Annotated in this window: 21 protein-coding genes; 16 read left to right on the forward strand and 5 right to left on the reverse strand. The window is 35.2% G+C overall.

Translation table 11 applies throughout. The annotated features are described in order from the left end of the window. Nucleotides 1-3: 3 nt before the first annotated feature. The 6 genes from Y7E_RS0103340 to Y7E_RS0103370 all read left to right on the forward strand — a co-directional run bounded on the left by Y7E_RS0103340 (nt 4) and on the right by Y7E_RS0103370 (nt 8,952). Nucleotides 4-486, forward strand: coding sequence for a helical membrane plugin domain-containing protein (locus Y7E_RS0103340; RefSeq protein ID WP_017149897.1), 483 nt, complete (start codon nt 4-6; stop codon nt 484-486). Nucleotides 487-688: 202 nt separating this feature from the next. Next, a complete protein-coding gene (locus Y7E_RS0103345) occupies nt 689-2,560 on the forward strand; it encodes a glycerophosphoryl diester phosphodiesterase membrane domain-containing protein (protein WP_017149898.1) in 1,872 nt (623 codons plus the stop codon). A gap of 564 nt (nt 2,561-3,124) precedes the next feature. Beyond that, nucleotides 3,125-4,258 (forward strand): alanine dehydrogenase, encoded by a 1,134-nt coding sequence (ald, locus tag Y7E_RS0103355; protein WP_017149901.1) that lies wholly within the window; start codon nt 3,125-3,127, stop codon nt 4,256-4,258. A 104-nt stretch (nt 4,259-4,362) separates the two neighbouring features. Beyond that, nucleotides 4,363-5,778 (forward strand): amino acid permease, encoded by a 1,416-nt coding sequence (locus tag Y7E_RS0103360; RefSeq protein ID WP_017149902.1) that lies wholly within the window; start codon nt 4,363-4,365, stop codon nt 5,776-5,778. 402 nt (nt 5,779-6,180) lie between these two features. Next, entirely contained in the window at nt 6,181-6,558 is a 378-nt protein-coding gene (locus Y7E_RS0103365) for an ArsR/SmtB family transcription factor (protein ID WP_017149903.1), read from the forward strand. A gap of 27 nt (nt 6,559-6,585) precedes the next feature. Then, nucleotides 6,586-8,952: a heavy metal translocating P-type ATPase gene (locus tag Y7E_RS0103370; protein ID WP_017149904.1), complete on the forward strand. Its 2,367-nt coding sequence runs from the start codon at nt 6,586-6,588 to the stop codon at nt 8,950-8,952. Nucleotides 8,953-8,981: 29 nt separating this feature from the next. Here the strand turns inward: Y7E_RS0103370 and Y7E_RS0103375 are convergent, their stop codons facing one another. Then, the gene (locus Y7E_RS0103375; RefSeq protein WP_017149905.1) at nt 8,982-10,445 is read right to left on the reverse strand and encodes a nicotinate phosphoribosyltransferase; all 1,464 of its coding nucleotides are present in this window, start codon (nt 10,443-10,445) and stop codon (nt 8,982-8,984) included. 309 nt (nt 10,446-10,754) lie between these two features. On the opposite strand from Y7E_RS0103375, the gene Y7E_RS0103380 reads away from it, so the two are divergent. Together Y7E_RS0103380 and Y7E_RS0103390 are read left to right on the forward strand one after the other, a co-directional pair. Beyond that, nucleotides 10,755-12,032: a helix-turn-helix transcriptional regulator gene (locus Y7E_RS0103380; protein ID WP_017149906.1), complete on the forward strand. Its 1,278-nt coding sequence runs from the start codon at nt 10,755-10,757 to the stop codon at nt 12,030-12,032. 327 nt (nt 12,033-12,359) lie between these two features. Beyond that, the gene (locus Y7E_RS0103390; protein ID WP_017149908.1) at nt 12,360-14,060 is read left to right on the forward strand and encodes a M4 family metallopeptidase; all 1,701 of its coding nucleotides are present in this window, start codon (nt 12,360-12,362) and stop codon (nt 14,058-14,060) included. Between the two features lie 50 nt (nt 14,061-14,110). Here Y7E_RS0103390 and Y7E_RS0103395 read toward each other — a convergent pair whose 3' ends face one another. Then, nucleotides 14,111-14,659 carry a TVP38/TMEM64 family protein gene (locus Y7E_RS0103395; protein ID WP_017149909.1) on the reverse strand — a complete coding sequence of 183 codons (549 nt, stop codon included), beginning with the start codon at nt 14,657-14,659 and terminating at the stop codon, nt 14,111-14,113. A 154-nt stretch (nt 14,660-14,813) separates the two neighbouring features. On the opposite strand from Y7E_RS0103395, the gene Y7E_RS0103400 reads away from it, so the two are divergent. The 5 genes from Y7E_RS0103400 to Y7E_RS0103420 all read left to right on the forward strand — a co-directional run bounded on the left by Y7E_RS0103400 (nt 14,814) and on the right by Y7E_RS0103420 (nt 18,815). After that, nucleotides 14,814-15,116 carry a metal-sensing transcriptional repressor gene (locus Y7E_RS0103400; RefSeq protein WP_017149910.1) on the forward strand — a complete coding sequence of 101 codons (303 nt, stop codon included), beginning with the start codon at nt 14,814-14,816 and terminating at the stop codon, nt 15,114-15,116. Nucleotides 15,117-15,132: 16 nt separating this feature from the next. Further along, complete coding sequence (locus Y7E_RS0103405; RefSeq protein ID WP_017149911.1) at nt 15,133-17,523, forward strand: heavy metal translocating P-type ATPase; 2,391 nt, start codon at nt 15,133-15,135, stop codon at nt 17,521-17,523. 83 nt (nt 17,524-17,606) lie between these two features. Then, entirely contained in the window at nt 17,607-17,810 is a 204-nt protein-coding gene (copZ, locus tag Y7E_RS0103410; protein ID WP_017149912.1) for a copper chaperone CopZ, read from the forward strand. A gap of 147 nt (nt 17,811-17,957) precedes the next feature. After that, nucleotides 17,958-18,476 (forward strand): RNase A-like domain-containing lipoprotein, encoded by a 519-nt coding sequence (locus Y7E_RS0103415; RefSeq protein WP_017149913.1) that lies wholly within the window; start codon nt 17,958-17,960, stop codon nt 18,474-18,476. Nucleotides 18,477-18,542: 66 nt separating this feature from the next. Continuing rightward, complete coding sequence (locus Y7E_RS0103420) at nt 18,543-18,815, forward strand: hypothetical protein (protein WP_017149914.1); 273 nt, start codon at nt 18,543-18,545, stop codon at nt 18,813-18,815. Between the two features lie 4 nt (nt 18,816-18,819). On the opposite strand, the gene Y7E_RS0103425 is transcribed toward Y7E_RS0103420, so the two are convergent. The 3 genes from Y7E_RS0103425 to Y7E_RS0103435 all read right to left on the reverse strand — a co-directional run bounded on the left by Y7E_RS0103425 (nt 18,820) and on the right by Y7E_RS0103435 (nt 22,705). Further along, the gene (locus tag Y7E_RS0103425) at nt 18,820-20,073 is read right to left on the reverse strand and encodes a VanW family protein (protein WP_017149915.1); all 1,254 of its coding nucleotides are present in this window, start codon (nt 20,071-20,073) and stop codon (nt 18,820-18,822) included. A 246-nt stretch (nt 20,074-20,319) separates the two neighbouring features. Further along, nucleotides 20,320-21,333, reverse strand: a complete 1,014-nt coding sequence (locus Y7E_RS0103430) for an LCP family glycopolymer transferase (protein WP_017149916.1) — start codon at nt 21,331-21,333, stop codon at nt 20,320-20,322. 193 nt (nt 21,334-21,526) lie between these two features. Beyond that, nucleotides 21,527-22,705 (reverse strand): NupC/NupG family nucleoside CNT transporter, encoded by a 1,179-nt coding sequence (locus Y7E_RS0103435; protein ID WP_017149917.1) that lies wholly within the window; start codon nt 22,703-22,705, stop codon nt 21,527-21,529. Nucleotides 22,706-22,797: 92 nt separating this feature from the next. Between Y7E_RS0103435 and gloA2 the strand changes: the two genes are divergently transcribed. The 3 genes from gloA2 (at nt 22,798) to aspA (ending at nt 26,317) form a co-directional block, all read left to right on the forward strand. Then, the gene (gene gloA2 / locus Y7E_RS0103440) at nt 22,798-23,184 is read left to right on the forward strand and encodes an SMU1112c/YaeR family gloxylase I-like metalloprotein (RefSeq protein WP_017149918.1); all 387 of its coding nucleotides are present in this window, start codon (nt 22,798-22,800) and stop codon (nt 23,182-23,184) included. A gap of 182 nt (nt 23,185-23,366) precedes the next feature. Further along, the gene (locus Y7E_RS0103445) at nt 23,367-24,662 is read left to right on the forward strand and encodes a hemolysin family protein (RefSeq protein WP_374192029.1); all 1,296 of its coding nucleotides are present in this window, start codon (nt 23,367-23,369) and stop codon (nt 24,660-24,662) included. A 221-nt stretch (nt 24,663-24,883) separates the two neighbouring features. Then, nucleotides 24,884-26,317 (forward strand): aspartate ammonia-lyase, encoded by a 1,434-nt coding sequence (gene aspA / locus Y7E_RS0103455; protein WP_017149921.1) that lies wholly within the window; start codon nt 24,884-24,886, stop codon nt 26,315-26,317. Nucleotides 26,318-26,417 lie beyond the last annotated feature (100 nt).

Genomic DNA, 26,417 nt, shown 5'->3' on the forward strand with positions numbered 1-26,417 from the left:
AATGTGGCAAAAGAAATTACATTGATTCAAAAGAAAGTTATAACAGAAGAAGAAAAGAAACAACAGTTATCAGATGAGCTGTTCATGCAATTAACTGAAAACCGTGAAGCGGTAGAAGAGACGATGCAATTGTTAGCACAGTTGCAACAAGCGGGCATATTAGATGCAGCAATCAGTTTGCTTGCTGCAAAAGAAGATGTTTCTAAAATCGCTGTCGAGCAATTAAATCGTGAGCCGGTAAAAAATGCATTAAATAATATGATGGGGGCAGGAGAAGCCCTATCTTCTGTCGACCCAGAAGTAACAAAACAGGTGACATCAAGTTTAGTTACAGGATTACAATTTGCGACAGACGAATTAAAAAAAGGCAAGAAAACAAAGGTTATGGACTTCTTTAAAGTATTAAAAGACCCAGATATCAATAGGGCAATTACCTTTGGCTTTAGCTTTTTAAAAGCATTTGGACAAGGATTAGAGAAAAAATAATGGAATTTTAATCAGTGGGGGTTTTACTACCCGTAAATAGTGTGGTAAAAATGAGAAAGAGTGATGGGGAGATACCCGTCACTCTTTTTGGGATGTATAAGAGTGTTCATGTTAAGTAGAATATATTATTATAAAAAAGGATGGATGTGAAATGGAAGTATGGAATCCATTTCAAATATAGTTTTAGAAGTTGGAGGAATTTATGCTACACCGTAAAAGACTATCTATAGCAGGAGTCATGAGACATTCCTTTCAGACAGTACAATTTGCTTTTTGGAATGTACTGGTGTTTCAGCTCGTTTATAAGTTAATAGCGGCTATTGTATTTATACCGCTATTCGGTATGATTTTTAATAAATTATTATACTGGGGTGGCTATGCAAATGCGACAAATGATGAATTGCTAGCTTTTTTGAAAACACCGTATGGCATCGCAGCTATTTTAATTTTATCGATATTGGCACTTTTTCTTATTTTTACGGAGTTCGCGGTGCTTATTATTATTTCGTATTTTGCACATAAAAGGCAAAAGGTGAGATTGCGTCCGATTTTGTATAAAACAGTAACGTACTTACCTTCTCTGTTTACATATTGCTTACCTGGATTTGTTTTGTATGCGGTTGTATTGTTACCGCTTTTAAGCATGGGGTATAGATCTGCATTAATCCCAGAAATTCAAATTCCAAATTTTATTACAGGGGAATTGTTTAAAACGACAATGGGACAAGTAGGTTACTATACTTTCTTCGCTGTAGTTGTATATTTGAATCTTCGGTGGATTTTCACTTTACCTATTATTGTTTTAGAAGAAAAACCATTTCGTACGGCTGCACGTAAAAGTGCAAATTTGGTAAAAGAAAATTTCTTTAAAGTGTTGCTTTTTTTAGTCGGCTTTTTTATATCAATAGGAATCGTGTTTATTTTATTTATGGGTGTGTACTTATTGTTTTTATGGGGTGTGTATGAATTTACGAATCCAAAAGGAACATTTGCCCTATTAGCAGAATCTACTCTATCTGTATTTTTGACGAGTACATTATATTTATTTAGTTTTATTGTGACTCCGTTTTATATTATGGCATTGACAAGACTATATTTACAAAAGGTTTCAGTCGAAGATGTTTTATTAGAAGAAGGCTTAGATTATTCCAAAACAAAAGCAGATAAATGTTTCTTTAAAAAGCATCGTTTGAAATTTATAGGTGTTTACATTGTTGGTGTGTTCACAGTTGGTATGGTGGTTGCGTTCATTGTAACGTTTATTTCGAATTCATATAAAGAGCCAGTTATTATGGCGCATCGTGGATATGTTTCCAAAGGAGTAGAGAATACGAAAGAGGCTGTACAAGGTGCGATTGATGCAAAAGCAGATTATGCTGAAATTGATGTGTTGCAAACAAAAGATGGTGAATTGGCAGTAATACATGATTTAAAATTAAAGCGTCTTGCTGATGCGAATGTACAAGTATCAGATTTGACGATGGATGAGCTTCAAAAACTGACTCTTAGTCAAGATGGATTCACGGGAAAAATTAGTACCCTTGATGAAATTATTAAGCTTGCGAAAAATAAGATAAAACTTAATATAGAAGTGAAGCTGCATGGAAATGAAAAAGGGTTTGTAAAGAAAGTATTAAAAACGATTAAGGACAATGACTTTGAAAAGCAATGTGTAATTCAAACATTACACTATCCGCTCATTAAAGAATTTAAGCGTGCAAATCCAGACATAAAGGTAGGATATATATTATATGCAAGCAGGGCAAATTTAAAATATGTTCAAGCCGATTTCTATGTGGCAGAAGAATATATGTTAAATAAACGCTTAGTAAAAGCAGCACGAAAGTTAGACAAACCAATTTATGTATGGACTGTAAATGATATGGAAAGCTTAAAGAAATATTATAAGCTCAATGTCGATGGGGTTATTACAGACTATCCTGAGGATGCACAAGAAACGATTAAGATGATGAAAGAGCAAGAAGAAAGTGAAACGGATATGTTTGATAAGATTACAGAGACAACGGAAGATTTATTTTCTAAATTATTTATAAGTTATCCAGCTGCCGGTTAAATATCGGTGGCTGTTTTTTTACTATATAAGTACAAATTGAAAAAACTGATATAAAATCTAATCTTTAGGTGGGAGAGAGCATCCGGCCATGCATAGAAGCGGTCAGATCCTTTTCCTGCCCTATGCCAAGTTAAAACAAAGAGAGAAAACGAGTGCAGGTCCCCTTTTGTTCTTTATAGCAGCGACTTATATGCCTGCAAATCAAAATGGATTTATATAAAAAGAATATAGTTCTAAAATATTATAGGGAATAGGAAGTGTATATGTATGCGTTTTGGGTGGATTTCCCACATTGTTATATTATTGTCAAATAATAAATGGTTAATGTGTAGTTTTCATGGTTATAATAAAAATAGAATGATAGATAATAAAAAAACACAACCACCCCTTATAAAATAAAGTTCTCTATATTTACACTATTCCAAATATATAAACTTTTTTAATTTGGTATGTTAGCGTTTTCATAACTTTGAAGTTATGCTAGAATAAGGACATAAGTTATTAATTATTATAAAAAGAAAAAAGAATTCCTTTTTTCTGTTAATTATAAGGGGGCATTTCATTATGCTTATTGGGGTACCAACAGAAATTAAAAACAACGAAAACCGTGTGGCAATGACACCAGCTGGTGTTGTACATTTAGTTCGTAACAACCACGAAGTATTTATTCAAAAGGGTGCAGGTTTAGGATCTGGCTTTACAGATGCTGAGTATGTTGAAGCAGGAGCAAAAATTGTTGATACAGCTGAAGAAGCTTGGAACATGGACATGGTAATGAAAGTTAAGGAACCAATTGAAAGCGAATACAAACACTTCAGCGAAGGTTTAATTCTATTCACATATTTACACTTAGCTCCAGAACCAGAATTAACAAAAGCATTAATTGAAAAGAAAGTTGTTTCTATCGCTTATGAAACAGTACAATTAGAAAACCGTTCTTTACCATTACTTGCACCTATGAGTGAAGTAGCTGGTCGTATGGCAGCACAAATCGGTGCGCAATTCCTTGAGAAAAACAAAGGCGGTAAAGGTATCTTATTAGCAGGCGTTCCAGGGGTAAAACGTGGTAAAGTAACAATTATCGGTGGTGGACAAGCTGGTACAAATGCTGCTAAAATTGCAGTTGGACTAGGTGCGGATGTAACAATCATCGACTTAAGTGCAGAACGTCTTCGTCAATTAGATGACATTTTCGGTAACCAAGTGAAAACTTTAATGTCTAACCCATACAATATTGCAGAAGCTGTAAAAGAATCTGATCTTGTAATCGGTGCGGTATTAATTCCAGGTGCAAAAGCGCCAAAACTTGTAACAGAAGAAATGATTAAATCAATGGAACCAGGTTCTGTTGTAGTTGATATCGCAATTGACCAAGGTGGTATTTTCGAAACAACTGACCGCATTACAACTCATGATAACCCAACTTATGAAAAACACGGCGTTGTTCATTATGCAGTTGCAAACATGCCTGGTGCGGTTCCACGTACATCAACTCTTGCATTAACAAACGTAACAGTACCATATGCAGTGCAAATTGCAAACAAAGGTTACAAACAAGCTTGCCTAGGCAATTCTGCATTATTAAAAGGTATTAACACATTAGACGGTTATGTAACATTCGAAGCAGTTGCAGAAGCTCACGGTGTAGAATACAAAGGTGCAAAAGAATTATTAGAAGCAGAAACTGTATCTTGCTAATTGAAGCATAATACAAAATAAAAATCGAACAATATTTAATACAACATGATAAGAGCTAAGAGAGAAGACCTCTTAGCTCTTCTTAGTAAAAGGGGGCATACATCGTGGCCAACCTATTTAAAAAGAAATCCGTTACGCAATTGTTAGGGGAAAGTAAAAGTAAGACTTTGTCTAAAACTTTAGGGGCATTCGACCTAACAATGCTAGGGATTGGTGCGATAATCGGTACAGGAGTTCTTGTATTAACTGGATTAGTAGCAGCAAGAGATGCTGGTCCAGCAGTTATTTTCTCATTTATGATTGCAGCAATTGTTTGTGGATTTGCGGCATTATGTTACGCAGAAGTTGCTTCGACACTTCCCGTCTCAGGTAGTGTATACACATATTCTTATGCAACAATTGGTGAGTTTGTAGCCCATTTAATGGGATGGACGTTACTATCGGTATACGTTGTAACAACGGCAGCAGTAGCTGGTGGATGGACAGGCTATTTCCATAAATTGGTGAGTGGATTTGGGTTAGAAATTCCAAAGGCACTGTTAACGATTCCATCACAAGGTGGTATTGTGAACTTGCCAGCAGTGATTATTACACTAGTGTTAACATTGCTATTATCGCGTGGTACGAAAGAGAGTAAACGTGTGAATAATGCAATGGTATTAATCAAAATTGGTATTGTTGTCCTATTCCTTGCGGTCGGTGTATTCTATGTGAAACCAGAAAACTGGATTCCATTTGCACCATATGGCTTAAGTGGAGTCTTTGCTGGAGGAGCAGCTGTATTCTTTGCTTTCTTAGGTTTCGATGCATTAGCAACTTCAGCAGAAGAAGTGAAAAATCCACAGCGTGATTTACCAATTGGTATTATTGCCTCATTAATCATTTGTACAATCATTTATGTTGCAGTTTGTCTTGTGATGACGGGTATGGTTTCCTATAAGGAATTAGATGTACCTGAAGCAATGGCTTATGTATTAGAAGTTGTTGGACAAGATAAAGTGGCTGGTGTAATTGCTGTCGGAGCCGTAATTGGTATTATGGCTGTAATTTTTGCTTATATTTACGCAACAACACGTGTATTCTTTGCAATGAGTCGTGACGGTTTATTGCCAGAATCTTTTGCGAAAATTAACAAGAAGACAGAAGCACCAACGTTCTCAACTTGGTTAACAGGAATTGGTAGTGCTTTAATTGCTGGATTTATCGATTTAAAAGAATTGTCAAATTTAGCGAATATTGGAGCGTTACTAACATTTGCGATGGTTGGTGTATCGGTTATCATCCTTCGTAAAACACATCCGAAATTACAGCGCGGATTTATGGTGCCACTTGTACCAATTTTACCGATCATTTCAATCGTATGTTGTCTATTCTTAATGGTAAACTTACCGTTAACAACATGGATGTACTTCGGTGCTTGGTTAGCAATTGGAGTAGTTGTATACTTTGTTTATTCGAAAAAACACAGTCATCTAAAAGAAGATGGAAGTTCGCAAGATAGCTTGGAAGAAGCTAATTAAGGGGATATAATGAATTGTAAGCCTTGTGCGCCTAGGGAGCGCACAAGGCTTTTTCTTTTGCGCAGAGGAGGAAAAATTAGCATTGTATAGAATTTGTATGTTGAAATATTTAAAGGGGTGAAACAATGGTCGTAAAAAATGAATTAAAAATCGTTGTTGATGCAGTGAGAACTGAATAAATTAAAAAGGGGTATATGAAAGGGTGAAAACCTTCGTATATCTCTTTTTTGTATGAAGAATATAGCGGATGTGGAGAATAAGTTATATGTTTTTTAAATGTGAATAAAATGTTCGGAAAATTTAGTGCGGATTTTATTGACACATATGAATGGGTGCTCATATAATAAAAGTATAAGATATATGAATGATTGTTCATATGTTCAAATAAAGAGGTGAGCTATAATGGCTGAAAATAAAGTAGAAGCATGCCAAGAAGCATGTTCTCAAACAATTATCCATGAAGAAGTTGTTGATCAAGTAAAACAAACAATTCCAGATGACGAAAGTTTAAGCAAAGTAGCAGAGTTATTTAAAGTATTAGGTGATCGTACGCGTACACGTATTTTACACGCACTATTTGAAGCGGAAATGTGTGTATGTGACTTAGCTTATTTACTCGGTATGACACAATCCTCTATTTCACATCAGCTTCGTGTATTAAAACAAGCAAAACTTGTGAAAAACCGTAAAGAGGGAAAGGTTGTTTATTATTCATTAGCTGACCATCACGTAATTCATATCTTTGAGCAAGCATTTGAACATGTAAATGAGGAAGAATAGAAAAGAAAAGCGCAAGGAGGGAGAACGATGGCAGAAGCACTAGTGAAACGGAAACTTGTGTTAGAAGGATTAGATTGTGCGAACTGTGCGATAAAAATTGAAAAAGGCGTTGGGGGATTAGAGGGTGTCTCCTCTTGTTCTGTGAACTTCGCAACAAAGACAATGACTTTAGAAACAGAGAAAAATCGAGAGAATAACGTTGTTACTGAAGCGAAACAACTTGTTACGAAATTAGAACCGCACATTCAAGTAAAGGATGAACAAAAAACAAAAGTTGCAAAAGAAGTATTTGTATTAGAAGGGCTAGATTGTGCAAATTGTGCAATGAAGATTGAAACAAAGGTAAAAGAGATGCCTACAATTTCAAATGCGACTGTTGATTTTGTATCGAAGAAATTAAAAATAGAAGTTGCAAATAAAAAAGAGCTTGAAATGACAGTACAAGATATGAAAAATATTGTTCATAAGTTAGAGCCAGATGTAAAAGTTGTTCGTGAAGAAAAAATAGGTCATGATCATGGGCATAGCCACGACCATGGCGAAGGAAATGTGAAGAAAATGCTGTGGCGCTTAGCGATTGGTGGGGTTTTAACAGGAATTGCTGTACTTGCAGGATTACCGCAAATGATGACAATTCCACTTTTCGTTATCGCATATTTACTAATTGGTGGAGATATTGTTTGGCGAGCTGTGAGAAACATAACACGCGGCCAAGTATTTGATGAAAACTTTTTAATGGCGATTGCCACACTTGGAGCATTTGCGATTGGGGAGTATCCAGAAGCTGTTGCGGTTATGCTCTTTTACCAAGTAGGTGAATTATTCCAAAGCATTGCTGTAAATCGTTCTCGAAAATCAATTACTTCATTAATGGATATTCGTCCTGATTATGCAAACGTTAAAGTTGGCAACGAAACAAAACAAATTTCACCGGAAGATGTGAAAATTGGAGACTATATCATTGTTAAACCAGGTGAGAAAGTACCGTTAGATGGGAAAGTAGTGGAAGGAACATCAATGGTAGATACTTCAGCATTAACTGGTGAATCTGTACCTCGTGAAGTAGAAGTTGGGAATGATGTATTAAGTGGTTTTGTGAACCAAAATGGTGTGTTAACAATTGAGGTAACAAAAGAATTTGGTGAATCAACTGTATCGAAAATTTTAGATTTAGTACAAAATGCAAGTAGCCGAAAAGCGCCAACAGAAAACTTTATTACAAAATTTGCGCGCTACTACACTCCAGTCGTCGTTATTACAGCAGCAGTATTAGCGTTTATTCCTCCTCTTATTTTAGAAGGTGCTACATTCTCAGATTGGATTTATCGTGCATTAGTGTTCCTTGTTATTTCTTGTCCATGTGCGTTAGTGGTATCTATTCCACTTGGATTCTTTGGTGGTATTGGTGGAGCATCTAAAAGCGGTATTTTAATCAAAGGAAGTAACTATTTAGAAGCGCTGAATGATGTGAAACATATCGTATTTGATAAAACAGGAACATTAACAAAAGGTGTATTCAAGGTAACGAAAATGGAGCCAAACGGTACAACTACAAAAGAAGAACTTCTTGAATATGCTGCGTTTGCAGAAGTTTATTCAAATCATCCAATCGCACAATCTATTCGAAGTTCATATGGAAAATCAATTGATGAAAATATAATTGAGGACTACAGTGAAATTTCTGGTCATGGTACAGTTGTAAAAGTGCAAGGTAAAGAAATTTTTGCAGGCAATGCAAAATTAATGAGAAAAGAAAATATTGCATTCGAACAGCCTCAAACAGTAGGCACTCTTGTTCACGTTGCTGTAGATGGTGCATATGCAGGTTATATCGTTATTTCTGATGAAGTGAAAGAGGATTCAAAACAAGCGATTCAAAAATTAAAAGAACTTGGTATTAAGAAAACAGTCATGTTAACAGGTGATGCAAAATTAGTTGGAGAAGCGGTTGGTAAAGAACTTGGTTTAGATGAAGTTCATGCTGAATTATTGCCACAGCAAAAAGTAGAAGAAATCGAAAAAATTGATGGGGCAAAACAAGCAAAAGAAAAAATTGCATTCGTTGGTGATGGAATTAATGATACACCAGTATTAGCAAGAGCTGATGTTGGGATTGCAATGGGTGGCTTAGGATCTGATGCAGCGATTGAAGCGGCGGATATTGTAATCATGACAGACGAACCTTCTAAAATCGCAACAGCTGTTAAAATTGCCAAACGTACACGCAATATTGTATGGCAAAATATTATCTTTGCACTTGGTGTAAAAGGACTTGTCCTACTCCTTGGTGCATTTGGGATTGCAACAATGTGGGAAGCGGTTTTCTCAGATGTTGGTGTTACACTACTTGCTGTATTGAATGCGATGCGTGTGCTTAGAGTGAAAGACTTATAAGATAAAAAGAGAAGCGAAGGCTTCTCTTTTTATTTTTGAATACGATTTGCAATTTGCTCTCGTACATTTTGAATATAATTCATTTTATGATCCCAGCACTCTTGGCTTAAATCGACTGGGTATTCTTCAGGATTAAGAGTCCGTTTATATTCTTCCCAAAATACATTTAAACTATCATATGCATACTGCTGGATATTTTTTATTTCAGGCAGTTTATATGTGCGTTTACCTTTTACAAAAATATTATGGTGTAGTTCTTTTGCTTCGAAATTTGTCACAAATTTACTGATGTACGTATGGACAGGATGAAACATTTTTAAACGTTCTTCCTGCTGTGGTACTTCAGCTTCTAGCGCAATATAATCCCCTTCGGAGTGTCCGTTGACGCGATTAATAATGCGATATACACGTTTTAATCCTGGTGTTGTAATCTTTTCAGGATTAGAAGAAATTTTGATTGTATCGTTTAGCGTCCCATTTTCATCTTCAATCGCAACTAACTTATAAACAGCCCCTAATGCAGGTTGTTCAAAGGAAGTGATGAGTTTTGTGCCAACGCCCCATACATCAATTTTTGCTCCTTGGGATTTTAAGTGCATAATTGTATATTCATCCAAATCGCTAGAAGCGATAATTTTTGTATTTGTAAATCCAGCTGTATCAAGTAGTTTTCGTGCTTCTTTTGATAAATAAGCCATATCGCCGCTATCAAGACGAATACCATAAAAATCAATACGGTCGCCGAATTCTTTAGCAACTCGAATCGCATTTGGTACACCGGATTTTAACGTATCATATGTATCAACGAGAAAAACGCATTTTTGATGCGTTTCAGCGTACTTTTTAAATGCAACATACTCATCACGGTAAGCTTGGACAAAGGAATGAGCATGTGTGCCAGCGACAGGAATACCAAAGCGTTTTCCAGCACGGACGTTGCTAGTAGAAGAAAATCCACCAATAAAGGCTGCGCGTGTACCCCAAAGGGCAGCATCAAATTCATGAGCGCGGCGTGTACCAAATTCTAATAGTTCGTCATTGTTCGCTGCATGTTTCATGCGAGCTGCTTTTGTAGCGATTAATGTTTGGTAATTCACAATGTTTAACAAGGCGGTTTCAATAATTTGAGCTTCACCAAGCGGTGCGTCAACGCGTAATAGTGGTTCGTTATTAAAAACGACTTCTCCTTCTTGCATACTGCGAATTGTTCCAGTAAACTTCATATTTTGTAAATAATGCAGAAACTCTTCTTCAAATTGTAGTTCTTTTAAATAAGTGATATCACTTTCGGTAAAACGAAAATTCTCTATGTATTCAATAATTTTTTCAAGACCAGCAAAAATGGCATAACCATTTTCAAATGGAAGCTTTCGGAAATATAAATCAAAAACAGAGCGGCGATTATGAATCCCGTCTTTCCAATACGTATAAGCCATGTTAATTTGATATAAATCTGTATGTAAGGCGTAACTATCGTCTTTATAATGATTCATTGCGAAAACACCTCCGTAATTTTGTTATAGTATAACAATTTTTACTAGTTTATGCCAAAGAAGATTATCTTAGTAAGAAGAGGATTTTCTTTTGTTTACTATATTGGAAAGATCAATACCGATAGTTGATAGCTATTGATTGAGAAAAACTAGTTCAGAAGCCTTTTCTAACATAAAAATTAATTATTAAGATGGAAATAAAACCATTTTTTGTGAAATTCTTTAGAAAATTTACATTTATTAATTTATATTTTTCTGATTTTTATGTATTATTAGAGTAGTGAGGGTAAATGAGAATGGAGGAGGACAATGCAACAAACATTAGAGAAAATTGGAAAACAAGTTTTTTATAAACGACTACAGCAAAAAATGACACAAGAAGAATTATGTCAGGGCATTTGTTCCGTCTCATATTTAAGTAAAATCGAAAATGGAAAGATAGAAGCATCAGAGGAAATTTTGCAGCTGCTCTGTGCGAGGTTAGAGATTGCTGTGTCGGATTTACGAGATGTGGAAGCGGAAGTGAAAGAGAAATTAGATGAGTGGTTAAATGCATTGGTTCATTTGGATAAGCAACAGGTAGAACGTATATATAATGAGCTGCAAGCTGAAATGAAGCATGTTTTAGACTTTGAAATCATAAATTATTATAAACTTCTTTATACGCGGTATTTAATTATGAAACGGGATTTTCCAGCTCTTAAAGAGGAGTTAGATAAGCTAAAGAAGATGTATAAGAAGTATTCTCCGTTTCAGAAGTTGTTGTATATGTATAGTAAAGCGTTATCATATTGTTTACAGTATAAGTTTAAAGATGGTTTAGATTACTTGCTTAAAACTGAGGCGATGGCAAAAGAGTTGAGCTATTATGAAACGGGAATTCATTATAATATAGCGCTCGCATACAGTCACTTAGAAATCCCGCACCTTGCACTTCATTTTGCAAATGTTGCACTAGAAGGATTTCGAAATGAGTATAAATTCCGTTATGTAATTAATTGTCAAATTATTATTGCGTTAAGTTATTCAGAGAAGGGGCAGTATGAAGAAGCTTTAAAGATGTATAAAAGTATACTAAGAGAATCAGATTCTTTTGCTGAAAAAGATTCAATTCTAGCTATTGCGTTAAGTAATATTGGAAATATTTATTATAAAAAAAATCAATATGCAGAAGCAAAAGAATATTACTCAAAAAGTTTACAATATCAAAAACAAGAGAATTTAAATTATATTGATACGTTATATGAGATGGCGTTGCAATGTATTAATCTTGGACAATTAGATGAGGCTAAAGAGTGGATTGATAAAGGGATTGTAGCTGCTAGACAGGAGGAGAGATTTAATACGAAATTGTATTTACTTCTCATGCTCAGATATAGGTATTTTGAAGAAACAAAAGCATATAAAGTATTTCTAGAAACAGAAGCAATTCCATTTTTTAAAATTGCAGGAAATAAAAAAGAATTAAAGAAAGCTTATATGGAACTTGCTGAATACTTTGAAGAGTTGTCAGATCTAAAGGAAAGTAATCGGTATTATAAACTTGTTATTGAAGTACTAGAAGATTATAAGGAGGAATACGAATGAGAAAAGTATTGACTGGATTGTTAGTATTGGGGTTAGTGTTTACTGCGATAGGTGGAGCAGGTGGTGCTCAGCAATATACAAGTAAACCTGATATTTATTGATATTTATAGCGCAAAAAATAAATTAGCTTAAAGAGTAAATATAGAACAAATATTGAGAAAGGCCCTTTCCGAAACGGAAAGGGCCTTTCTCAATATTTGTTCTCCAAAATTCTCCAAAACTTGAGAAAAGAATTAATTGAATTTTTAGTATATAAATAGTGGAAATCTAATGCTAATATAAAACTACTCTTTTTCAAAAAAATTTTTTATTAGGGGGAAGGTTATTATGAAAAAGAAGAGTTTAGCATTTGTATTAGCGGCAGGAATGGCAGTTACAACATTTGGAGGGACAAGCTCTGCATTTGCAGATTCAAAGAATGTGCTCTCTACGAAAAAGTATAACGAGGCAGTGCAGTCACCTGAGTTTATCTCTGGAGATTTAACTGGAGCAACTGGAAAGAAAGCAGAATCTGTTGTATTTGATTATTTAAATGCAGCAAAAGGAGAGTATAAGTTAGGGGAAAAGAGTGCAGAGGATTCTTTCAAAGTGAAACAAGTGAAAAAAGATTCTGTAACTGATGCAACAGTGGTACGTATGCAACAAATGTACGAAGGTACACCAGTATGGGGGTCTACTCAACTAGCCCATGTTAGTAAAGATGGTTCATTGAAAGTGTTATCTGGAACAGTTGTACCTGATTTAGATAAAAAGGAAAAATTAAAAAATAAAAATAAGATTGAAGGTAAAAAAGCAATTGAAATTGCACAGCAAGATTTAGGAATAACGCCAAAATATGAGGTAGAGCCATCAGCGGATTTATATGTATACCAAAATGGCGAAGACACAACTTACGCATATGTTGTGAAATTAAACTTCTTAGAGCCAAAACCAGGAAACTATTATTATTTCATTGAAGCTGATAGTGGCAAGGTGTTAAATAAATTCAACACGATTGATCATGTGACAGGTGAAGATAAAGTACCGCTTAATCAAGAAGCTGTAAAGCAAGAAGGAAAGGCAGTTGTAAAACCTGTAACGGGAACAAATAAAGTTGGAACAGGTAAGGGTGTACTAGGAGATACGAAATCTATTAATACAACGTTATCTGGATCATCTTATTACTTACAAGACAATACGCGAGGAGCAACAATTTTCACATATGATGCGAAAAATCGTTCTACATTACCAGGAACTTTATGGGTAGATACAGATAATGTTTTCAACGCATCTTATGATGCAGCAGCAGTAGATGCTCATTATTATGCAGGTAAAACATATGATTATTATAAAAACACGTTTAACCGGAATTCTATTAATGATGCAGGAGCGCCGTTAAAATCTACAGTCCACTATGGAAGTAATTATAATAACGCATTCTGGAATGGCTCGCAAATGGTATATGGAGATGGAGATGGTTATACATTTACTTCATTATCAGGTGGAATCGATGTAATTGGGCATGAATTAACACATGCGGTTACAGAATATAGTTCAAATCTTATTTATCAAAATGAGTCAGGTGCATTAAATGAAGCGATTTCTGATGTTTTTGGTACTTTAGTAGAGTACTATGATAATCGTAATCCGGATTGGGAAGTTGGAGAGGATATTTATACACCTGGTCAATCGGGAGATGCTCTTCGCTCTATGAGTGATCCAACGAAATATGGTGACCCAGATCATTATTCTAAGCGTTACACAGGTTCAGGTGATAATGGTGGTGTTCATACGAACAGCGGTATTATTAACAAAGCAGCATACTTATTAGCAAATGGTGGCACGCATTATGGCGTAACAGTGAATGGTATTGGTAAGGATAAAGTAGGTGCAATCTATTATCGTGCAAATACACAATACTTCACTGAATCTACTACATTTAGTCAAGCTCGTGCTGGCTTAGTACAAGCTGCGGCAGATTTATATGGCGCAAACTCTGCTGAAGTTACAGCAGTGAAGCAATCCTATGATGCAGTTGGTGTGAAATAGGATTTCAATCCCCTTTAGAGAAAATAAAAAAGGAGCAATTTGCTCCTTTTTTATTTCTTCTTCCACTTCTTCCATATATACAATACCCCAATACAACCAGCAATCGTTATAATCCACTTTGCTTCACTTGTTCCATTCATAACATGATATGCAGAATATACTTCGATAAGCATTGCCGGTATTTTTCCTATTGTACTTGCAATACTGAAAGAGAATAACGACATTTTGCCTAAAGCCGCAAATAAGGTAATGATGCTTGATGGAATAAATGGAACAAGTCGAAATGATAGAACGAGTAAAAATGCCTCTTTACCTCGTACATAAAGAAGACGTTCTACTTTTGGGTAGTTGTTTATTTTATTGTGAGCAAATTTTTGGAAACCTAGTCGATAGAAATAAAATGAAACAATTGCACCTAATGCTTCACCTGTAATCGATATGATCGTTCCGTCTGTTAAGCCGAAAAGCTGTATATTGATCGCGGTTAAAAATATGCTTGGAATAAAACCAGCTAAGCTAATGATGATATTAAATAGAATGCTCAGCGGAATTGCAGTTGTGTAATGCTCTGTAAGTAAATCGCGAATCATTTCTTGCATGCAGTTATGTCCTTTAGCTTTTTTTAGCATTACACCATATTTAGGGAATATAGGCAAGAGTGGATTTATATAAAAAATATAAATTTTTGGCAGTAAAAACTTGTAATTTTATACCCCTTACAGGTATAATGTATACAAAGAAGGGGGTATATTTATGGATCATTGCTCAAATCAAGAAAAAATGGTTCCGCGAACGGATGAAGAAATTGAGAAAGTTGTAAAACGTTTGAAAAGAATCGAAGGACAGGTCCGTGGTATACAAAAGATGATTGAAGAGAATCGCTATTGTGTTGATGTGCTTATTCAAATTTCTGCGGTGCAAGCAGCATTAAATAAAGTTGGTTTTTCATTGTTGGAGCGTCATACAAATCATTGTGTAGCGAAAGCGATTCAAGAAGGGAATGGAGATGCATCTATTCAAGAATTGATGCAAGTCATCAAGCAGTTCTCAAAATAGAAGGGAGATGAACTGTATGAGTAAAACAAAACAAATAACAGTTGGTATTGATGGAATGACATGTTCAGCTTGTTCTGCGCGGATAGAAAAGGTGTTAAATAAACTAGATGGTGTGGAAGCAAATGTGAATTTAGCGATGGAACAAGCGACTGTTCAATATGATGAAGATGAACAAACTATAGAGACGATCACAAATCGTATTGAGAAATTAGGATATGAAGTTCGAACAAAAAAAATAAATTTAGATATTGAAGGAATGACATGCGCTGCATGTTCAAATCGGATTGAAAAAGTAATAGGTAAAATAGAAGGAATAGAAAGTATTAATGTTAATCTGGCGATGAATACTGCGACAATCGTATATAAAGATGGGCTTATTACAATAGAAGCCATTTTAGAAAAAATAACGAAATTAGGCTATAAAGGTAAACTGCAAGAAGAATCTGGTCCTAATAAAAAAGAAGAACAATTAAAAGGAAAACGAAGACAGCTGTTCCTTTCTATGTTGTTATCATTGCCACTTCTTTATACAATGGTAGCGCATATGCCTTTTGAGACAGGAATACCGATGCCGCACTTTTTAATGAATCCATGGGTACAATTATTATTTGCAACACCGGTGCAATTCTATATAGGTTCTCAGTTTTATGTTGGGGCATATCGTTCATTACGAAACAAGAGCGCAAATATGGATGTGCTTGTTGTACTTGGTACATCAGCAGCGTATTTTTATAGCTTATATGAAGGTTTGAAAACACTACAAAATCCATCATATTCACCGCAGCTTTATTTTGAAACGAGTGCAGTGCTCATCACACTAATTCTTGTTGGGAAATATTTTGAAGCGGTTGCGAAAGGAAGAACAACGGAAGCGATTTCAAAATTACTGAGTCTACAAGCAAAAGAGGCATTAGTCATTCGCGATGGACGTGAAATGTTAATTCCAATCGAAAGTGTTGCTATTGGTGATACCATTGTTGTAAAACCAGGTGGAAAGATACCTGTAGATGGTATTGTTTTATCGGGTACTTCGTCAGTTGATGAGGCGATGATTACAGGTGAATCTATCCCAGTTGAAAAGCAATCTGGAGATGCTTTAATCGGAGCAACGATTAATAAAAATGGTACATTAACAATGCGTGCTGAAAAAATTGGAAAAGATACAGCGCTCGCTAGTATTATTAAAATTGTAGAAGAAGCTCAAGGATCAAAAGCGCCAATTCAGCGTATGGCAGATACAATTTCTGGAATATTTGTTCCGATTGTTGTAGCAGTTGCTGCAATCGCGTTTTTCGTTTGGTATTTTGCAATTACTCCGCAAAATTTACCGCAATCTCTTGAAGTTGCTATAGCGGTATTAGTAATCGCTTGTCCTTGTGCACTTGGTCTTGCAACGCCAACTTCTATTATGGTTGGAACTGGAAAAGGGGCAGAGAAAGGAATTCTTTTTAAAGGCGGAGAGTATTTAGAAGCAACGCATAAAATTAACGCTGTTTTATTAGATAAAACAGGCACTGTTACAAAAGGAAAACCAGAAGTGACAGATGTAATGAACTTGCAAGATGATATGTTAACACTTGCTGCTTCTGCAGAAAATGTTTCGGAACACCCATTAGCATCCGCTATTGTAGAATATGGAAAACAAAAAGAAATTACATTATTACCTGTAGAAGACTTTCGTGCAGTACCTGGACATGGGATTGAGGCCATGATAGAAGGTAAGTCAGTTATTATTGGAACACGAAAATTAATGAGTGAACATGGTGTTAATATAGCTGAGTATGAAGAAGTGATGACTAAGCAAGAAGCTGATGGAAAGACTGTTATGCTGGTAGCAATTTCAAATCAATTTGCAGGAATGATTTCTGTTGCAGATACGATAAAAGAAAGTTCAAAAGAAGCCATCCATACGATGCAATCTGCTGGAATTGATGTTTATATGGTAACAGGAGACAATAAACGAACTGCTGAAGCAATTGCAAAACAGGTTGGCATCAGCCGTGTATATGCAGAAGTATTGCCGGAGAAAAAAGCAAATATTGTAGAACAATTAAAGCAAAAAGGGAAGCGAGTAGCAATGGTTGGTGATGGTATTAATGATGCTCCAGCATTAGCGAAAGCGGATATAGGGATGGCGATTGGAACAGGTGCAGATGTAGCAATTGAAGCAGCAGATGTTACCCTAGTTGGTGGGGATTTAGGTCATATTCCACAAGCAATTGATTTAAGTCAAAAAACAATGAAAAACATTCGTCAAAATTTATTTTGGGCATTATTCTATAATGCGATTGGTATACCGATCGCAGCAATTGGTTTATTAGAGCCGTGGGTCGCTGGAGCAGCGATGGCATTTAGTTCTGTGTCTGTTGTAACAAATGCTCTTCGTTTGAAGCGTGTTAAAATATAAGTTGAGGATAGGTTTTTATGAGGGGTACAGCTTATGATAAGTTGTACTCCCGTCAAATAATTATAATTTGGGAGGAATTAGAAATGACTGTAACATTAAATGTACAAGGAATGACTTGTAATCATTGTAAAATGGCGGTGACAAATGCACTACAAGAATTAGCGGGTGTAAAGAATGTAGAGGTTGAATTACAAGCGGGTACAGTAGCAGTTGAATATGATGAAGCGAAAGTAAATGTAGAACAATTAAAAGATGTCATTGAGGAGCAAGGTTACGATATTGTATAGGATATAACTTTCAGTCGTAAGGATTTACGGCTTCTATACTAAAGAAATAAGAAAAAGCGTGTAGAATTTTAGTATTCTACACGCTTTTTTCTATCCAAAATTGACTTTTAATGAAGTTCCGATAATAATCATGAAAGAGGTGATATGATGAAACAATTAAGTAGTATTTTCCTTAGCATGTTACTTGCAATGGTTCTAATTTTAAGTGGATGTGCAGGAAAAGAACAGAAAAAAGCGGATCCGAAAGAGAATAATTCAGCATCAATAGAGAAAATTAATGATAATATTTTAGATGAAATGGAAGGACCACCGAAAAATGGTCATACGATAGAACGTCATGTCGGGAAGACAGAAGATCAGCTAAAGAAACGATTACGTACAGATAAAGTATCGGCTGCAAGTACATACTACGATAAAGAAACAGCAACAAAAGCTGTTAAAGATAGTTTAAAGCAACATGAGCAGGAAATTGAGAAGTGGTTAAAGAATTCCAAAGAAAATCGTCTCGTGTTAAATACGAAGCATTCATTTCCTGTTGGGAAAACAGTATTAAAGAAAGATATGAGTGTAAAAGATAAGCTGATGAATACAGTTACAGTTTTAGCGAGAGATAAATCAGGATCATTAGGATTTAAGATTATTACTTCTTATCCATCAGATAAGTGAAACTTTAATCAGTAGGGGGATTGTTACCTGCAAATAGCGGGATAAATAGGAAAGGAGAGAAATAGCATGTATCCAACGCTACAATATTTTCTAAAATCATACTGTACGTTAAGTGTGTATGAAGAAGAAATAGTAGATGTAATGACGGATTTTTTAGAGCAAGAGGAACAGGAAACAATTGAAAAGTTAAAAAGCGAGTTATTATATATAAAGCAGACAGAAGCATGGGAAGATGGTTGTTTATTAGCAGCCAAACAAGGAAATCGTATATGGTCATTAGAAGAGACGAGAGAACATATAGAGACATTTGTACATTTATTGCAAAACAAAAAGGCGTGAAGCATCACGCCTTTTTGTATACACTTTTTGAAATTTGGCCATTTGAGATGACCTGACCGTTTTGTGTTACTTTTTTATATGTGACAGCCGTAATTTTATTTCCAGTAGTACTAATTACTTTTGATGAAACTTCTACGTTCTTGCCAGTAGGTGTACCGAAAATACGTGTAGTTATGCTACTGCCATTAGAAAATGCTTGAATATAAATATGCTTGCCGGTATTATTTTTGAATTTTAAATCTGGTCCATAATCTGCTACAGCAGCATCTTGACCAAGTGGTAAGTAGTGAACAGGCATAGAATGGTTACTACGAGCAACAACTCCTAAATCAGCGCGTAATGCTGCCCCATATAGAGTACTACTAACTTGGCAAACGCCACCTCCAGCACTTTGTACAACTTTTCCTTGTAAAAAAACAGCAGCGGATTTATAACCATGGGCTGCATCTGTAATACCAACACGTCCGTTAAAACTAAATGTTTCGTCAGGCGCTACAATTGCGCCACTTAAAGTATTCGCAGATTTGTTTACATTAAAGGATTGACTGCCGTTTCGACCAGTCATAGGAGTAGAGTATTCAGCGATAACCTCTGTAATTCCCATGTTTTGAATATCTTCTGTAGAGCGTTCTGGCTTTATGGAGGCAATTGGGAGCTGAATGTCTTGTGTACCAGTAGTAATTGCTTGTGTTGTTAGTTCTTTTAATTTCTCTTTATCAACTTTTTCGCCATTTTGACTTGAACTAATATTTACTGTTGTTCCAGTAACACTTAATTCAGCATTTACAGGTTCCTTTAAAGTTTCGTTGTATTTTTCTTTCATAAAAGCTTCATAAGCTGTTGTATTCAGGTATGGCGTTAATTTATATTCACGTTTAAGCTCGCCGTTTTCAGCTTGTTTGCGTATTTTATAGCGATCCATAATGTTTCCTTTTTGTTCTTTAAAGATTTTTTCGACAATGTCTTTTTCTTTATATTCAATCCCTAGGTCTTTCCACGTATAAGTTTGTGTATTACCCTGGAATGCATAGTTAAGAGATTTTTTATTGGATTCATCAATTTTTTTTTGAATAATTTCTTGGACATCTTTTTTACTTTTACCATCAAGAGAAGTGCCTTCAAATGTAGTATGTGGCAATACATTTGTATCGAGCTGTTTATTTAATTTAGAAACGTATTGATAACCAACAATCCCACCTGCACATAGTAATATTCCACCAGTGACAGCAGAACTAATAAGTAATTTACGTAGCTTCATTTACTTCCCCCCAAAAAGTTAATATATAAGGTTATATGTATTCGTTTTTTATGTATGAATGATAAAAATAGTATTATGTATGTACTAGTATACTATTATTTCCCTTACAGGTGTAATATTTTTATAAAAAACGTTACAATCCTGTAACATTTGTCTCTTTTTGTCATTATTTGCGTAAGAAAATGGAAGTATTTTGTTGAAAATTATAATAAAAAGGCTGCTGGAAAAGTCCTAGCAGCCTTTTTATTATAATTTTTTATGTTCAGTTTTATTCGTAACACCGAGATGTTCTTTTAATGTTTTGGATACGTCCTGTACACTCTTTTCATCAGGAATGTAGTAGTAGATGCCACCGATATATTTGTCGCTACCTTTTACTTGGAGTTTATCCATCTTTAAGTCGGATCCCATTGTGTTCTTAGTAATTGTCATCATGTCATCAAATGTTAAGTTTGTTTTTAAATCATGCTCAACAGCATCTAATAAACCACCAATTTTATTAATGGAATTTATAGATAGTGCTTTTTGAGCAATTGCTTCTAAAACAAGCTGTTGACGCTGACCGCGCATATAATCGCTATCGATATGACGAGTCCTTGCTAAAGCAAGTGCTTCTTCACCATTTAGATGCTGACGCCCCTTTTTAAGATGGATTGCGCCTGCTTCATCTTTACTATTTTGCTCTGTAAATTCAACAGGAACGTCTACAGTAATGCCACCAAGAGAATCGACAATTTTTATAAAGGATTTAAAGTTAAATTTCACATAGTAGTCAACAGGAACATTTAAAAAGTTCTCAACTGTATCAATTGTACTATCTACGCCTCCAAATACGTGAGCGTGCGTGATTTTATCTTGTTTATCGCGTGATTTAATATACACACGTGAGTCACGTGGTATGCTAACAAGCTTTACTGATTTATCATTTTTATTGATTGTAGCAAGCAACAATGCATCTGTACGCGTTGCTTTACCATAAGATTTTTCGCGAAGATCACTTTCATCAACCCCCATAATAAGGACAGAAACATTATCGGTCATTGGCTTAACGGCTTTTTCTCGTTTATCAGATTTATCGCCTCTATCTAGTTTAGAATAGGCATTATTTATAATTGATTTTGCTTTACTGTATATGTGGAAAGAATAGCTTCCACCACCAATCGTTACAATGAGTAGCGGAATGAGAACAAACCATAGTAGGCGTCTTTTCTTAAATCGCCTCTTGGAGGTTCTATCAGTGTTTTCTAAATCTGAGTTCATTATTTAGTTCTCCTTTAGATCATTCAATTTGTATATTCTTTTATAATGTGTAAATGAGACACATAAAAGATATTGTACGCTAAATAGATATTGTTGTACATGTATAAAAAATAGATGTCTCGATTATTTATGAGACATCTATTCGTATTGTATACAAAAAGATTGAATAAGAAAAGGATTAAATTTTACCTCTTTATAGCATAATGCTTACAATAATTGCAGATAAAATGCTGACGAGTGTTGCACCGTATAACAGTTTTAAACCGAAGCGAGCAACGACATTACCTTGTTCTTCATTTAACCCTTTAACGGCACCGGAAATAATTCCGATAGAAGAGAAGTTAGCAAAGGATACAAGAAAAACGGAAATAATGCCCACTGTACGAGGAGAGAGGGTATTTGCAAGTTTGCTGAGATCCATCATGGCAACGAATTCATTCGTTACAAGCTTTGTAGCCATAATGCTTCCTGCTGTGACAATTTCTTTACTTGGCACACCGATAAGGAAAGCGATAGGAGAGAAAACATAACCAAGTAACTGTTGAAATGTAATTCCAAAAATAAGATGGAATAAATCATTAATACAGCTAATTAAGGCAACAAATCCAATTAACATGGCACCGACCACAATAGCAACGCGAAATCCATCTAGAATGTATTCTCCAAGCATCTCAAAAAAGGTCTGTTTTTCGCCTTTAATTTCTAAAATGTCTTCTTCTTCTTTCACTTCATATGGATTAATAATAAGTACAATAATAAAACCACTGAATAAATTTAAGACAAGAGCGGTTACTACATATTTTGGCTCAATCATTGTCATATAAGCACCGACGATTGACATCGATACGGTCGACATGGCGGAGGCGCATAGTGTATAGAGACGATGTTTTGGAATTTGCGCAAGCTGTTTTTTTACGGTAATGAATACTTCTGATTGGCCTACAATGGCAGAAGCAACAGCATTATAAGATTCCAGTTTTCCAAGTCCATTGATTTTACTGAGGAAAAACCCAATCCAACGAATACAAAATGGTAATATCTTGAAATGTTGTAAAATACCAATTAAGACAGAAATGAAGACAATTGGCAAGAGTACATTTAAGAAGAATGGCATTTCCCCTTTATTGGCAATACCACCAAATACGAAATTTACCCCAGACGCAGCATAATCCAATAATTTTGTAAATAAATTTGAAATCATAGTTACAAGCACAAGACCAATTGCGGTATTTAATAGTAAATAGGTTAAAATTATCTGTATAATAAGCATGATGAGAATGGGTTTGAATTTAATATGCTTTTTATTATTACTTGCAATGTAGGCAAGAAAGAAAACAAAAACAAGACCGAGAAAAAAAGTAACAAATCGCATAATTAGCCCCCTAAAAGAGATATTCTATTACATAGGTTTTTCATTTCAAAGAAGAATATGCACGTTTAGTAAAGAGAGGAATGAAGTAGGGAATGTATATATTTAGAATTCATCATATTGCAATTATTTGTTCTGATTATAAAATATCCAGAGATTTTTATACAAGAATTTTAGGTTTTAAAGTATTAAATGAAGTGTACAGAGAAGAGAGGGATTCCTATAAATTAGATTTATGTGTAGGAGGACAGTATCAAATTGAGTTATTTTCGTTTCCAAATCCTCCAGATCGGCCAAGTTTCCCTGAAGCAGCTGGCCTTAGACATTTAGCATTTGCAGTTACAGATATACAGGAGGCAGTTAGGCATCTAAATCAATGCGGAGTAGAGACAGAATCAATACGTGTTGATGAAATAACGGGAAAACAGTTTGTATTTTTCCAAGATCCCGATTGTTTACCGTTAGAGTTATATGAAGGTTAAAAATTGGGGAATTTTATATAGGTTTGCTTTTTGACAAATGAAGAGAATAAGAACAAAGTGAAACTTCCATTAGTCTTTTTCTAAATCAGTTTTTGTATTTTGGAAAAAACTTCTTTTGAAAAGGAGGTGTAACTTTAGCTAAGAAAAGCTAAAGGTGTTCTTTGGAATTTGTTAAATTAATGATGGTGGCTCTTCTTATTGCGTTAACAGGTTTTTTTGTGGCAGTTGAATTTGCAATTATAAAAGTGCGTAGCAGTCGTATTGATCAGCTTGTAGGGGAAGGAAAAAGAGAGGCATTGGCAGCTAGGAAAGTAATTTCAAATTTAGACGAATACTTATCAGCATGTCAGCTTGGAATTACAATTACAGCTCTAGGACTAGGTTGGCTAGGTGAGCCAACTATAAAACATGTATTAGAGCCGTTATTTTTAAGGCTAGCACTTTCACCAGCGGTTGCAAGTACGGTCTCTTTTATTATTGCATTTGCCGTTATTACATTTTTGCATGTTGTAATTGGGGAATTGGCACCAAAAACACTTGCCATTCAAAAAGCGGAGCAAGTAAGTTTGTTACTATCTCGGCCGCTCATTTATTTTTACCGTATTATGTATCCATTTATTTGGGCTCTAAATGGATCGGCTCGCCTCGTGACTGGTATATTTGGATTACACCCCGCTTCTGAGCATGAAGTTGCACATTCAGAAGAGGAATTAAGACTTATTTTATCGGAGAGTTATGAAAGTGGAGAAATTAATCAGGCGGAATTTAAATATGTAAATAATATTTTTGAATTTGATAATCGGTTAGCAAAAGAAATTATGGTCCCGCGTACTGAAATAGTCGGTTTATATGAAGATGAACCGTTCGAGACACATATTAAAGTGATTGGACAAGAAAAGTATACAAGGTATCCTGTATTTGGAGAGGATAAAGATGAGATTATTGGGATGGTTAATGTAAAAGACTTATTTATTCGCTATATGGATGGTGGACGAAATGAAGAATGCTCTATCAAACCATATACAAGACCTGTCATTGAAGTATTAGAAAATATTCCAATTCATGATTTGTTACTGCAAATGCAAAAAAGACGAATTCCTCTTGCTGTTTTATATGATGAATATGGAGGAACAGCAGGGATTGTGACACTTGAAGATATTTTGGAGGAAATTGTTGGTGAAATCCGGGATGAATATGATGAAGATGAACATCCGCCTATCGAACATGTAAGCGAAACATATAAAATTGTAGATGGAAAAGTACTCATTAGTGAAGTAAATGATTTGCTTGGTGTGCATCTATTTGCTGACGATGTAGATACAATTGGTGGCTGGATCATGATGCAAAAACAGACAATTACTGAAGGCGATGTCATTGAGACAAATGGCTGGATTTTTAAAGTTCTTGAAAAAGATATGCATCAAATTAAGCGAGTAGAAATAAAGAAATTTGAGGCGGAAGATACAGCAATTGCTTGATCTTTATAAATCAGTGGGAAGGGGGAATTCCCACTGATTTAATTTTCAATGTAGAAGTATGATTGAGGAATTAATTTTGCAGAAAAACAGTATTATTTGCGCTTTCAAAAAAGGTGCTATAGTGAAGGAAGATATGGGAATATATATCTGACAAAAATCATATTTTCATAGAAAATGTTTTTAGGTCATCGATTAGAATGAAAAGTACAGGTGATGAAAAAATGATAGCAACCAAAGATATACGTATTGAAAAAGATTTTCTAGGGGAAAAGGCAGTACCAAATACAGCTTACTACGGTGTTCAAACATTACGAGCTGTAGAAAATTTTCCGATTACAGGATATCGTATTCATACGTCATTAATTACAGCAATGGCAATGGTCAAAAAAGCTGCAGCACTTGCCAATATGGAGACAGGTTATTTGCAAGCAAGTATTGGGGAAGAAATTGTAAAATCGGCTCAGGAAATTATTGATGGAAAGTTTCATGAGCAGTTTATTGTTGATCCAATTCAAGGCGGGGCAGGAACGTCTATTAATATGAATACAAATGAGGTTATTGCAAACCGTGCCCTTGAGAGAATGGGTTATGAAAAAGGAAGCTATGCAACGATTAGTCCAAATACACATGTGAACATGGCGCAATCAACAAATGATGCGTTTCCGACAGGAATTCATATTGCGGTGCTTATGATGTTAGAAAAACTTCTTATTACAATGGATGCACTTCATGGTGCATTTATTGATAAAGCAAAAGAATTTGATCATGTGATAAAAATGGGGCGTACGCATTTGCAGGATGCAGTTCCAATTCGACTTGGTCAAGAATTTGAAGCGTACAGCCGTGTGCTTGGGCGCGATATAAAACGCATTAGGCAGTCTCGTCAACATTTGTATGAAGTGAATATGGGTGCAACAGCTGTTGGAACAGGATTAAATGCAAATCCGACTTATATCGAGCAGGTTGTGAAGTATTTACGCAGTATTAGTGGATTTCCACTGGTTGGCGCGGAACATTTAGTGGATGCAACGCAAAATACAGATGCGTATACAGAAGTATCAGCAGCACTAAAAGTATGTATGATGAATATGTCTAAAATTGCAAATGACTTGCGTATTATGGCATCTGGTCCACGTGTCGGATTAGCTGAAATTCAATTACCAGCTCGTCAACCAGGATCATCTATTATGCCAGGAAAAGTAAATCCAGTTATGGCAGAAGTGATTAACCAAGTTGCCTTCCAAGTTATTGGAAATGACCATACTATATGTTTAGCATCAGAAGCAGGACAATTAGAACTAAATGTAATGGAGCCGGTGTTAGTATTTAATTTAATTCAATCCATTAGTATTATGAATAATGCATTCCGTGTATTTCGTGAGTATTGTATTAAGGATATTACTGCAAATGAAGCGTTGTTAAAACAATATGTTGAGAAAAGCGTTGGGATTATTACGGCAGTGAATCCTCATATTGGATATGAGACAGCATCTCGAATTGCTCGTGAAGCAATTGCGACAGGCAAATCTGTTCGTGAGCTTTGCTTAGAGCATGGTGTGTTAACAGAAGAAGAGCTCGATATTATTTTGGATCCATATGAAATGACGCATCCTGAAATAGCTGGAGCATCGTTATTAAAAAATAAACAATCCTGATACATGTATATCAGGATTGTTTTCCTTTTATTCGTAATGAATAAAAGGAAAACTTTCATTGAAAAAGAGAAAAAAGCTGAAAACGATTCCTTGCAGAAGG

The sequence above is a fragment of the Bacillus bingmayongensis genome (assembly GCF_000299035.1).
GTDB lineage: Bacteria > Bacillota > Bacilli > Bacillales > Bacillaceae_G > Bacillus_A > Bacillus_A bingmayongensis.